Source organism: Urechidicola sp. KH5 (assembly GCF_054661455.1).
This window is the reverse complement of record NZ_BAAFSW010000003.1, coordinates 234611-247340: the sequence shown is the minus strand read 5'-3', so window position 1 is coordinate 247340 and position 12730 is coordinate 234611. Positions and strand designations below refer to the sequence as shown.

General features: G+C 33.8%; 9 protein-coding genes. 5 read left to right on the top strand and 4 right to left on the bottom strand.

What is annotated here, in order from left to right; genetic code table 11:
- Positions 1-14: 14 nt before the first annotated feature.
- From ACYQ5R_RS09535 to ACYQ5R_RS09520, 4 genes are read right to left on the bottom strand one after another with little or no spacing between them, the layout of a single operon-like run.
- On the bottom strand, positions 15-1397 hold the full coding sequence (locus ACYQ5R_RS09535) for an efflux transporter outer membrane subunit (protein WP_460190708.1): 1383 nt from the start codon (positions 1395-1397) through the stop codon (positions 15-17).
- Positions 1394-2428, bottom strand: coding sequence for a hypothetical protein (locus ACYQ5R_RS09530; protein ID WP_460190707.1), 1035 nt, complete (start codon positions 2426-2428; stop codon positions 1394-1396). The genes ACYQ5R_RS09535 and ACYQ5R_RS09530 overlap by 4 nt, the downstream gene beginning before the upstream one ends.
- Entirely contained in the window at positions 2418-3575 is a 1158-nt protein-coding gene (locus ACYQ5R_RS09525; RefSeq protein WP_460190706.1) for an HlyD family secretion protein, read from the bottom strand. The genes ACYQ5R_RS09530 and ACYQ5R_RS09525 overlap by 11 nt, the downstream gene beginning before the upstream one ends.
- Positions 3576-4025, bottom strand: coding sequence for a potassium channel family protein (locus ACYQ5R_RS09520; protein WP_460190705.1), 450 nt, complete (start codon positions 4023-4025; stop codon positions 3576-3578).
- A 174-nt stretch (positions 4026-4199) separates the two neighbouring features.
- Here ACYQ5R_RS09520 and ACYQ5R_RS09515 point away from each other — a divergent pair, with 174 nt between their 5' ends.
- The 5 genes from ACYQ5R_RS09515 (at position 4200) to ACYQ5R_RS09495 (ending at position 12708) form a co-directional block, all read left to right on the top strand.
- Entirely contained in the window at positions 4200-6533 is a 2334-nt protein-coding gene (locus ACYQ5R_RS09515) for a choice-of-anchor L domain-containing protein (RefSeq protein WP_460190704.1), read from the top strand.
- Between the two features lie 114 nt (positions 6534-6647).
- Positions 6648-7091, top strand: coding sequence for a MarR family winged helix-turn-helix transcriptional regulator (locus ACYQ5R_RS09510; RefSeq protein ID WP_460190703.1), 444 nt, complete (start codon positions 6648-6650; stop codon positions 7089-7091).
- Between the two features lie 13 nt (positions 7092-7104).
- A complete protein-coding gene (locus ACYQ5R_RS09505) occupies positions 7105-8220 on the top strand; it encodes an efflux RND transporter periplasmic adaptor subunit (RefSeq protein ID WP_460190702.1) in 1116 nt (371 codons plus the stop codon).
- Positions 8221-8222: 2 nt separating this feature from the next.
- The gene (locus tag ACYQ5R_RS09500; RefSeq protein WP_460190701.1) at positions 8223-11387 is read left to right on the top strand and encodes an efflux RND transporter permease subunit; all 3165 of its coding nucleotides are present in this window, start codon (positions 8223-8225) and stop codon (positions 11385-11387) included.
- Positions 11374-12708, top strand: a complete 1335-nt coding sequence (locus ACYQ5R_RS09495; protein WP_460190700.1) for a TolC family protein — start codon at positions 11374-11376, stop codon at positions 12706-12708. The genes ACYQ5R_RS09500 and ACYQ5R_RS09495 overlap by 14 nt, the downstream gene beginning before the upstream one ends.
- The last annotated feature ends 22 nt before the right edge of the window (positions 12709-12730 follow it).

The following is a 12730-nucleotide window of genomic DNA, read 5'->3' as shown; positions in this document are numbered from 1 at the left end:
TATTTTAAGTTGTTTTATTCACTATCTGTTGTTTCATCTTCAGGCAATACATCATTCACATTCCATCCGCCACCAAGAGCTTCGTATAGTTGTATTAAAGTTACTAATTTTTGCATATATGCTTCAGAGGCTTTCAATTCTGCGTTAAATTGTGAACTCTGTAGATTCAAAACTTCTAAATAACTTGTCATACCCCCATCATATCGAACCCAAGATAAATCGGCAGCTGTAGTTGCTAATTCTCGTTGTTCTTCTCGTAATGTAAATTCTTGTTTATACGTTTCTAAAGCTATAATGGCATCTTTAACTTCGTAAACCGCTTGAATAAAAGTGTTTTCATATTCTAACAAAAGAGACTCTGTCTTTAATTCTTCAATTGTTACGGCATTATTTATTTTGTTCGCATTAAACAAAGGGCCGAGTAATTGACCACCTAAATCAGCAAACCACAAACTAGGATTTATTAATTCTGCTCCAATACTTGCATTTAAAGTTAAACTAGGGTATTTAAGTGCTTCAGTAATTCCAATCTGCAAAGTTTGTGCATGCAAATTCTGTTCAGCAATTAATAAGTCTGGTCTTCGATTGAGTAGGGAAGAAGGAACACCGATTTCTAAATCTTCCACTTTTAATTGATCGTATAATCCCAATCCTCGTGCTACCTGTAATTCTGGGTTACCAACTAATACACCTAAAGCATGCTCAGTTTGTTTTCTAACTCTCTTAAAAACTTCTACAGCTGTTAAAGCCTCACTTACCTGAATTTTTGATTGAGCTAAATCAACATCAGAAATAAACCCTGCATTAGACCTTGCTTGCATTACAGCTAGATTTGATTTGAAATTATCTGCTGTTTTTTCTGAAATAATGAGTCTATTATCTATATCTCTTAATTGTATATAGGTCTGTGCCACCACAGAAACTAAATTAATTTGAAGTGCACGTTGAGCATATTTCGTAGCCAAATAGTTTTGCAATGCCACTTCGTTTAAATTCTTAATTCTCCCCCATAAATCCACAGTGTAAGAAGCAGTAAGAGCTGGGGTAACACTATTATTAAAATTATCCGTTCTTGAATTATAAGGACTTGTGCCTACCAATCCATAATTAATTGCTGGAATTCTATCTGCATTTGCAATTTCCATGGCCACTTGGGCTTGTTGAATACCATTTATTACAACCTGCATATTTCTATTAGAAACTAAAGCAGAATCTATTAATTGGATTAATTTTTCATCATTAAACAATTCCCACCAATTCAAATTTGTAACCGTAGAGTCTACTTCCATATAGTTTTCAAAAGTAGTAGGTGTTGCAATTTTTGGCCTAGAATACGGTTTGGCCAAATTACAAGCAACTAGAGCACAAATAATAAATGTATATACAAGATTTTTCATGATTGCTTTGATATATAAGAAATCCAACTGTTTAAAAATCGAAATGCCAATACAACATATATTACCGCAGCCGATATTTGAATTAAACGATCCCAGAGTTTACTTCCCGCTTCTGCATCAGAAGATGTAACTGATAATAGTATTAAAAGAAATGTTGAAAATGCAGTTCCAAATACTGCTGCAGTTTTGGTTTTCGAAAATAGCCGCTGACTAAATAAAAGTCCAACCAACAATACCAATAACAACATAAATGAGAACATCGGTACTACAGTTAAAAGTTTATATCCTATGATTGCAAAAAGCCCCCCAATAATATTAGCTACAATCATAACCAATCCCGTTTTAGGATTGGATAAAGCAGGGGATATGCTAAGAATAGCTGAAAATACAAGTACAAGTGCGCCACCAGACAAATTGAAAATAAAAAACAACAAAATTATAGGAAGTAGTACCAAAACGATTCGCGCAGCATACTTGAATTGTTCAGTTGGAGTCATGGCACCTGCACCGCCCTTTTGTTTCTCAAATTGAGCATCGTATTCCGAATAGGGTATAAAACGGAACATCAACTGAGTAAGTCCAATTGCTAATAAGGTGTTAAAGACTAAACTTATGGCTACAAATCCACCTAAAGCAACACCATTAAGTGCGAGTAAAGGAATCATTAATAAACTAATTATAGCAAAAAGCTTAATGATTAGTGGAAGTTTTTGTGTGTAATACACACAGAAAATAATAAAAAGCAACAATGGCATAAAAACCAAAGGATAGTCTATAAAGTAAGCACTAAATACATATGCAAATCCAGTAAAAACTGAAAGAAACAGCAAGAAAATTACAGCATCTTTAAATTTTAAGGGTCTCGTACCAGGGCTCATAAAGCTCAACGCTAATACAGAAGCTAAATAGGATAGAGGATAATTCAACAATGTTGTTACCATAATAATTAAGCATGTGCCTAACACATACCTTAGTGTTGGTAACACTGCATGCCAACTCGTTTTTTCAATGTCTATGAACTTAACGGACATATGATAACCAAGCGTTACATTTTATTCTAAAAGATGCCAATGCATTCAGAATGCTGTTCTCTCCTGTATAAACAACAACATCTGCTTGACCACCTAACCTATATAACCCTCTAAGCTCTGAGCTATTATTTATAGTTATAATTACGGGGAATCGTTGAGGGTCGCGTAACCAACTACTTTTATTATTAATATTTGGCAATCCACCTTTATTCGTTTTATCTGACGTTGCCACACCATAACCTAAACTTCTTACAGTACCTTCATATACTTTACCAGGAGCAATATCAAAGGTTAGTTTTACCTTATTACCCGGTTGCATTTTTGTTAGGTTATTTTCTTTCATATCCGCTTGAATCCAAATATCAGATTTAGAAATCAATGTAGTTAAAGGCGCTCCCGTACTTGCATAATAGCCTATATCTATATCAAAACTCTCAATTACACCGTCTGTTGGAGCTAAAACAGTTGTAAATTCCAAATTAAGTTTAGCATTTTCTAAATCTTGAATTGCTACTCTAATTTTTGGATTATCAGGTCCATCGTCTCCCAAATTTTGCTTTGCTCTTTCTAAATTAGCTTCAGCAGAGGCCACTTGTTCTGTTGCTTGTAATAGAGAAGTTTCAGCCTGATCTACATCCGCTTCAGATAGGGCACCGGCGTTTTCATTTAAAACTTTTTGAACCCGATTCCAGTTTCGTTGGGCTCTGTCTAATTGGGCTTTGGCAACACCTAATTTTCCTGCCGCAGATTTTACAGAGCTACTGCTTGCGGCTATAGATTGCAATGTATTATCAATATTTGCTTCTGCTTTTAGCACTGCAATTTCAAATGGCACTCTGTCTAATTGAAAAAGTGTATCTCCAGCCTTTACTTTTTTATGAAGATGTACATTTATCGCTGTTACATATCCAGCTACTCTTGGGGATACAGGTGTAATTAAACCTTTTAATCTTGCTTGGTCTGTATAGGGTGTATGGCGTTCAGAGGCAATATACCAAACAAAAAATGCTGAAGTAATCAACAACACGATTACAGTAAGTTTTTTGATTGGCGAAGAACCCGATTTTTTATTGGTATTTGTTGATTGCTCCTGAACTACTTGTTCTTGAGACGCTGTATCTTCTAATTTATGTTCATTTTCTTCCATTTATTTTGAAAGTTTTTGATCAAATGTACTTTTTAACACAGTTTGTACTACACTGTACATTAGGGTTGTAGACCACCCTAATAAAACAATACCATTCATAGCTTCAAAACCAGCCAATATTCTGTTAGATGATTTGATAGTTACATCGCCATAACCCAATGTTGTATAAGTCACTAAAGAGAAATATACGGACTCTTCTAAAGTTGCCAATTCATTAATACCTGGCAATATGTAGTACGTTACTCCCCAAATAATGGCTTCTAAAAAATTTAGAGAAAGTAAAAACAACGCTGTATAAATAAGTAAACGAACACTTTGTTTTCTAAAATTATTGTCAGAATCTGTATGGTATTTAGTAGCTAAAAAATTAACCCATACCCTCGTTCCTAAGGCATGAATAATTACCGTAACTCCTATTACTAAAAAACCTATTAGTATATTTGAGAACATCGTTCAATTTTTAGTTGATTGTATTCAAATATAATAAATCATAGACCAAGTGTCCTAATGAAAATTAAATGAATTAAAACACCAAATATTTTTATAAAATCTACACTTATTTAATCATTCAAAAGGTTAAAATGACTGGATTAAATCTTAAATTAGCACTTCCTATTAAATGCTATGAAAAAAATATTTTTGCTTTTGGTGCTTTTTTACACTTTTGGGATAATTTATGCCCAAAATGTAACTACAGATTGGACTTCGTATACACCTCAAGAATTGATAGAAGATATTTTAATTGATAGTGATTGTATTGAGGATGTGGTAGTAACAAATGTTATAGGTGGAACATTTGGAACAGGAGATAGGAGTTACGGTTACTTTGAATCTAATGGAGCAGACTTTCCTTTTGAGCGTGGAATTGTATTAAGTACAGGTAAACTTATAAATACACACGGGCCAAACACTTCGTTAAGTGATGACGATGCTCCAGATTGGGTTGGAGATGATGATCTTGAAGATATTCTTTTTGAAAGTGATACGTACAATGCAACCATTATTGAATTTGATTTTACTGCCGCTGCAACACAGATTAGTTTTAAATTTTTATTTGCTTCAGAAGAGTATCAAGAAGGAAGTAATAGTACTTGTCAATATTCAGATTTATTCGGTTTTTTGATAAGACCACAAAGTGGTGGTGCATATAACAATGTAGCTGTTGTTCCATATACAGATATACCAGTTAAAGTAACAACAGTGCATCCGGATATACCCGGTTCAGGTGGTTGCGAAGCTCAGAATGAAGCCTATTTTGATTCTTTTAATGACAGTTCTGCTCCAATTAATTTTAATGGGCAAACCAAAGTGATGGAGGCCATTACTGATGTAATACCAGGTAATAGCTATCATATTAAATTAGTAATTGCAGATCACTTTAACTATAGGTACGATTCTGCTGTATACTTAGAAGCAGGCAGCTTTGTTTTAACAACAGATTTAGGAGAAGATAGATTAGTTTCTAACAGTAATGCACTTTGTGGAACAGAAACATTAACCTTAGATGCACTACAACCAGGAAATAATAGCTATAAATGGTTTAAAGATGGAGTAGAAGACTTTGTAAACACTTCAAGCTCTTATACCGTAGTAGAAGCAGGAACATATAATGTAGAAGTAACTTTGGAGAACAATTGTATTTCATATGGTGAAATTTTAGTTGAGTATAGTCAAAACCCAACAGTACAAAATGCTCAGTTATTTGGTTGTGATTTTAATGAAGATGGCATAACTCAGTTTAATTTGTTTGATGCAACTGAAGATATCATCTTAAGCAATCAAGAGTTATATGTAGTAGACTTTTTTGAATCGCAACAGGATGCTGAAGACTTAGTAGATGCAATTCTTAATCCTACCATTTATACTAATAATACGCCAAATCAAATGGTATATGCTCATGTGGCGTCGTATACTACCAATTGTCATAGCATTGCCTCAGTAGAGCTAATTGGAACCAATCATGATTTAGGAATACCAACTCAGTTTGAGTGTAGTATTAATGTTCAAGATGGAATAGCGAGTTTCGATTTAAATGCAATTACATCTAGTATTGATTCACAAATTCCAACGGGAGCAGATGTTTACTATTATGCTTCAGAAAACGATGCATTAAACAATTTGAATCCTTTGAGTAGTCCATTTGAAAATACCGTTGCTTATCAGCAGAATATATTTATAAAGGTGCTTGATGGCCTGCAATGTTTCGCATTAAATGAGATTCAATTAGAAGTTTATATTCGACCTGTTTTGATAGATAATTCAGAAGTGTATTACTGTGTAGACACATTTCCTTCTGAAATTCGATTGAATGCAGGAGTAAATGACAACCCTAATAATTATACCTATCAATGGTTTTTAGACGGTGTAGATTTAGCTTTAGATACCTTTATTATTAGTGTGGACCAAATTGGCGTTTATCAAGTAGTTGTAACTAATTCAAATAATTGCTCATCAAGCAGAACAGTAGTAGTACTTCCTTCTTCAAGTGCTATAATTGAAGAAATTCAAGTTTTTGATGGTGGATTAGAAAATACAATAACTATAAATGTGTCTGGAGAAGGGGATTATGAATATGCTATCGACGGTATAAATTTTCAAGAATCGAGTACATTCACGAATGTTTTACCCGGTTTCTATACAGTTTATGTACAAGACCTTAATGGATGCAGAATTAGTACAGAAGAAGTTGCAGTGCTTGGTTTCCCAAACTTTTTCACACCAAATAACGATGGTGCCAATGATGTATGGCAACCACTTGGAGTGAGTAGTGAATTTAATAGCGGTGTACAAGTTCAAATTTTCGACAGATTCGGAAAAATAATCAAAGTCATTTCAGGTTATGAAGACTATTGGGATGGCACCTATAATGGCGAAACCTTACCTTCTTCTGATTATTGGTATTTGGCAGAAACTTCTGACGGTAGACAAATTTCTGGACATTTTACATTAAAACGATAACATATTATTCTATTATGTTAAAACATTCTTAAAAGACAATGCTGAATATAGTTGCATATGCAACTATCTGATAATTTCTTCTATATTTGCCAGTATTTAAGCCAAAATTACTATATGGATTTTCAAGATTCTATGGCACCTTGGATGGGAAGAACTATGAAACTTATGGACCTCTATTTTCACGATACGTTCAAAAAGCACAAATTTGATTTAAGTAAAAATCAATGGATCATTCTCAAGGTGTTAAGCAAAGAAGATGGCAAGGCTCAAAATGATCTTGCATTTATTACAAATCGTGATAAAACCTCACTAACTCGGTTAATTTCGAGTATGGAAAAGAAAAATTTAGTAGCTCGTATTCCTTCAAAAAAAGACAAGCGAGTGAATCATATATACTTAACAAAAAATGGAAAAAATGTGTTAGATAACACAATTCCTATTGTTAAAAAATTGATTGATGAAATGCAAGAGCCACTAACAGATAAAGAAGTGGCAAATACCATTGCAATTTTAAAAAGAGTTCAAGATAATATATTAACTAAAATAGAAGTTGCATAGGCAACTAACTCCCATGAATTTAAGACAAGTAATCATTGTAGGATCTGCAATAGCTATATTTTTAATAGGCTATTTCGGAATGAAGTTATTATCGGATCAAAAGAAAAGCTTTAAACCAAAAATTGAAAATTTTGCAAAAGCAGCTTTTGTAGATACTGTGCAAAACAGTACTGTGGCAATTAAAATAAATGCCAGTGGTAATTTAACAGCAAAAAATAAAGTTGAGCTATACTCAGAGGTACAAGGAGTGCTAGAGGTAACAGGTAAAGAGTTTAGACCAGGTGTAACGTACAACGAAGGGCAAACTATTTTACGTGTGAATAGTGATGAATTCTATGCAAATTTACAATCCCAAAAAAGTAATTTACAAAATTTAATTGCTTCAATTATTCCAGATATCCGTCTAGATTACCCAGAATCTTTTGAGAAATGGAATACGTATTTGAGCACTTTTGATTTAAGTAATAACGTTAAACCACTGCCAGAACCTTCTTCTGATCAAGAGAAATACTTTATAACTGGTAAGAATATTTACACTACGTATTACAATGTTAAAAATTTAGAAGCACGTCTTGAAAAATACAACATTAGAGCACCATACAATGGTATTTTAACTGAAACTAGTGTAACTACAGGAGCCTTGATTCGCTCAGGTCAAAAAATGGGGGAGTTTATCGACCCTTCAGTTTTTGAAATAGAAATTGCCATTAACGCTGCCTATGCAGATGTGTTGTCTGTTGGTAAAACAGTAACATTATACAATCTAACTCGCTCACAGTCATGGGAGGCGAAAGTTACAAGAATTAATGGGAGAGTTGATTTTAGAACGCAATCAGTAAAAATATATGTAGAAGTACGAGGAGATAATTTAAGAGAGGGTATGTATCTAGAGGCTGATGTTCCTGGTAGAGATGAAGCCAATGCCTACAAAATTGCGCGTAAAGTTATTATTGACAATAAATTTGTATACACTGTTGTGGATAATAAATTGCAAGCTGTAGATGTAGATGTAGTGCATTTTGATGAAAGTACTGCTATTGTTAAAGGATTAGAAGACGGCACGTTATTGGTGTCTAAATTAATTCCGGGTGCTTACCAAGGTATGGAAGTTAAAATAATGAAAGAATAGGCATGAGAAAAATTATATCTTATTTTATCCGTTATGAGATAGCGGGTTGGATTATTGTAGGTGCCTTTTTTATTCTAGGTATACTGGGGTATTCAAGTATGAAATCTTCATTCTTTCCACAAACAACTGCAAAGTATATCAGCATTAATGCATTCTACCCAGGCTCTTCACCTCAAGAAATTGAAGAAGGAATCGTTCTTTTAATAGAAAATAACCTTAAAGGAACTGTAGGTGTAGACCGAGTAACTTCAACATCATCGGAAAATTCGGCCAATATTACGGTAGAAACAGAAAAGGGCTATGATATCAACGTAGTTCTTGCTGAAGTTAAAAATGCTGTAGATCAAGTTTCAAATTTCCCAGCAGGTATGGAGCCACCTGTGGTAAGCAAAATAGAAAGCATTGCGCAATCTATCAGTTTTGTTATTAGTGGAGAAGGAGTATCCCTCAGAACCTTAAAAGAAATAGCAAGAGATGTAGAGTCTGACCTATTGAGAATGGATGGCGTATCTCAAGTTTCACTTTCGGGATATCCTGATGAGGAAATTGAAATTTCGGTAAGTGAGGATGATTTAAGGGCTTATGACATAACATTTCAAGAAGTTGCTACTGCTGTTAGAAATGCAAACTTAATATCGTCTGGTGGTTCAGTAAAAACTGATGCAGAAGAATATTTAATTCGTGCGCGTAACAGACTGTATCAAGCAAATGAGATAGACAACCTTATTATTAGAGGAAATACAGATGGTACAGTTGTTAGAGTGAAGGATGTAGCTGTTGTAATTGATCGTTTTAATGAGACACCAAATGCTAGTTACTACAACGGAAATCCATCGGTAAGAATTCAGGTAGACAATACCAATAACGAAGATCTTATTTCTACTTCAGAAAAAGTAAAAGAATACATAGAAGAATTTAACTCTAGACACAGTACTGTTAAAATAGACATTACTAGAGATTCATCAATCACCCTTACACAAAGAACAGAATTATTAGCTGAAAATGCCATGGTAGGAATGCTATTGGTATTTGTTTTCTTAGCATTATTTTTAAAACCAAGACTTGCATTTTGGGTTGCTTTTGGTTTGCCAATAGCCTTTTTAGGAATGTTTATTTTTGCAGGTTCCTTAGGAGTAACAATTAACGTGTTATCGTTATTCGGAATGATCATCGTAATCGGTATTTTAGTAGATGATGGTATTGTTATTGCTGAAAATATTTATTCAGAATTTGAAAAAGGAAAATCACCAATTCGCGCAGCAATAGACGGAACTATACAAGTAATCCCTCCGATTATTTCTGCGATAACAACAACCATATTAGCCTTTTCTATATTCTTCTTTTTAGATGGAGATATTGGTGAATTCTTTGGAGAAGTTGCAACAGTTGTTGCCTTAACCTTAGCCGTATCTTTAATTGAGGCTTTGATTATTTTACCTTCTCATATAGCACATTCCAAAGCCTTGACCCCTAAACAGAAAATGTATGGCTTTAACCGACTAGCTGAACAGTTCATGAATTGGTTGCGAGATAAGTTTTATGAACCTGTTATCCGATTCTTTATGGAGAATTGGGCGACTAGATTATTAGGTTTTTTAATTCCTGTAGCCATGTTAATGATAACTGTTGGAGGATTTAATGGAGGTATTATTAGAGGTGCCTTTTTTCCACCAATAGCAAGTGATCAGGTTCAAGTTTCCCTTACAATGCCTCAAGGTACCAATGAAAAAATTACAGACTCGTTGGCAACCATTATAGAAGATGCTATTTGGAGAGTAAATGAGGTGTATACCGAAAAGCAATCTGGCGATCAAGAAGTTGTATTAAATGTAATTAAGCGTATTGGCCCAGGTAGTGCATCCGCTCGTATTACAGCCAACTTGTTACAAGGAGAATTAAGAGATTTTCCAGCCAATGAAATCACCAATGCCATTAAAGAGGAGGTAGGTCCTATTTATGGAACTGAAACATTGAGTTTTGGTGGGGGTAATTTCTTTGGAGGTAGACCTGTATCAGTTTCATTACTTAGTAACAATATAGAAGAACTTAAGTTTGCCAAGCAAGAATTAAAACAACAATTAGAACAAAATCCTTTATTGATTAATATCAACGATACAGATCCTCAAGGGATTAAAGAAATCCAAATCAAGTTAAAACCTAACGCATACATGTTAGGTTTAACCTTAAATGATGTCATTTCTCAAGTAAGATCAGGATTTTTTGGATTAGAAGCACAACGTTTTCAAAGAGGTCAAGATGAGATAAAAGTTTGGGTGCGTTACAATAGAGATGAACGTTCTTCTATTAAAAACATGGATAATATGTTCATTCAAACACCATCTGGTGATCGTGTTGCTCTCTCTGAAATTGCTACGTATGATATTGGTAGAGGAGAAATTTCTATCAATCACTTAGATGGACAAAGAGAGATTCGTGTTGAGGCAGATTTAAAAGATCCAAAAGAAAGTGCAACTGCTGTGATAGATGATGTTAGAACACGTATAATGCCTGAAATTAATGCAAAGTATCCTTCGGTAAGTGCATTGTATGAAGGTCAAAATCGTGAAGCATCAAAAGTGTCGTCTTCTGCAGCCATTGTTACTCCAATCGTATTTTTATTAATCTATGTAGTTATAGCCTTTACATTTAGATCTTTAAGCCAACCGATTATGTTATTACTTTTAGTTCCCTTTAGTATGGTAGGTGTAGCTTGGGGGCACTATATACATGGATTCCCTGTAAACATTTTATCAATGTTAGGAATAATCGCACTGATAGGAATTATTGTAAATGATGGTCTTGTATTGATTTCCAAGTTTAACGTAAACCTCAAAAATGGCATGGAATATAATGAAGCGCTTATTGAGGCTGGTAAATCAAGATTTAGAGCAATCTTCTTGACATCATTAACCACTGTAGCAGGATTAGCTCCATTAATATTTGAAACAAGTAGACAAGCACAGTTCTTGATTCCGATGGCAATTGCCATAGCCTATGGTATTGCCTTTGCAACCATGCTTACCTTACTTACATTGCCTATTTTATTAAAATATTCTAATGATTTTAAAGTAGGAGCATTATGGCTATGGACAGGTGAAAAGCCAACTAGAGAAAACGTAGAACGAGCGGTCAAAGAAATAGGATTTGAATCAGATGATCTGGATTAAGATGAGAATAAATAAGAAGAGATTTACAAGTTTGGTTATTGGTGCAGTAGGTTTATCAACCTTTGCACAGCAAATATTAACTGTAAACAATGCAGTTGAGATTACCTTAGAAAACAACTACGATATTAAAGTTGTAGAAAAAGATATTGAAGTTGCAAAAAATAATGCGAGTATTTACAATTCGGGCTATTTACCAACTGCATCAATAAATAGTGGTGCAAGTTATAACAATGGTAATAGTTCTGTAGAATCTCAAACAGGTGAAGTATCAGAAGTTTCTGGAGCTGAATCTACAAGTATAAATGCCTCTGTAGGTATTAGCTATGTATTGTTCGATGGTTTTAATAGAAAATATACCTATGAACAATTAAAAGGCTCATTAAGTCTTGCAGAATTGCAAAATAGACAAGTGATCGAAAACTCTTTATTAGATTTATATGCAGCTTACTATGAGGTTGCAAGACTAACAGAAAACAAAAACAATCAAAAACAAACCTTAGAGATTTCTAAACAACGATTGTTACGCACAGAATATGCTGCAAATTATGGCCAGAGTACAAAGTTAGATGTTTTAAATGCACAAGTGGATATCAATAATGACAGCATTACCTTCCTAGATACTCAAAGACAATTAGCAAATGCAAAACGGAATTTAAATGTTGTTTTGGGTAGAGAAGCTAATATTACTGATTTTAATGTAGAAACAGAAGTTGTGTATATTTTAGGTTTAAATATAGATGAATTAATGAATGATGCTCTAGAAAACAATACAATCTTATTACAAACAAATAAGGGTATTGAATTGAGTAACTACGATGTGAAAATTAGTCAATCTGGTTGGATGCCAACAGTTACAGCCAATGGTTCATATGCTTGGCTTAAAAATAATAACGACCAAAACAGCTTTGTGGCATCGCAACAGTTTGATGGTATAAATGCAGGAATTACCTTAGGTTGGAATATTTTTGATGGGGGAAGAACCAAAACAAGAGTTCAGAATTCTAAAATTGCGGTAGAATCTCAAGAAATTGCTAAAGAACAGTATGTGCAACAATTAAAGCGTGATGTATACAATGCTTGGGAATTTTACCAAAACGCTTTGTTTACCTTTCAAGTACAAGAAACAAATGTAACTACCAATCAAAGAAATTTTGAAAGAACAAGTGAGCAGTATAAACTAGGTCAAGTAACTTCTATAGATTTTCGTTTGGCGCAGGTTAATTTATTAAATGCAGAAAGAGATTTAAGTAGATCTAAATACGACGCAAAAATTGCTGAATTTCAATTGCTATTTCTAGCAGGTTTGCTGATTGGCAATTAATTTTTTAAATAAAATTTTAATT

Coding starts and splice junctions, on each gene's coding strand:
- ACYQ5R_RS09495 (WP_460190700.1), top strand. CDS start 11,374: ATGATCTGGATTAAGATGAGAATAAATAAGAAGAGATTTACAAGTTTG.
- ACYQ5R_RS09530 (WP_460190707.1), bottom strand. CDS start 2,428: ATGTCCGTTAAGTTCATAGACATTGAAAAAACGAGTTGGCATGCAGTG.
- ACYQ5R_RS09520 (WP_460190705.1), bottom strand. CDS start 4,025: ATGTTCTCAAATATACTAATAGGTTTTTTAGTAATAGGAGTTACGGTA.
- ACYQ5R_RS09515 (WP_460190704.1), top strand. CDS start 4,200: ATGAAAAAAATATTTTTGCTTTTGGTGCTTTTTTACACTTTTGGGATA.
- ACYQ5R_RS09505 (WP_460190702.1), top strand. CDS start 7,105: ATGAATTTAAGACAAGTAATCATTGTAGGATCTGCAATAGCTATATTT.
- ACYQ5R_RS09510 (WP_460190703.1), top strand. CDS start 6,648: ATGGATTTTCAAGATTCTATGGCACCTTGGATGGGAAGAACTATGAAA.
- ACYQ5R_RS09525 (WP_460190706.1), bottom strand. CDS start 3,575: ATGGAAGAAAATGAACATAAATTAGAAGATACAGCGTCTCAAGAACAA.
- ACYQ5R_RS09500 (WP_460190701.1), top strand. CDS start 8,223: ATGAGAAAAATTATATCTTATTTTATCCGTTATGAGATAGCGGGTTGG.
- ACYQ5R_RS09535 (WP_460190708.1), bottom strand. CDS start 1,397: ATGAAAAATCTTGTATATACATTTATTATTTGTGCTCTAGTTGCTTGT.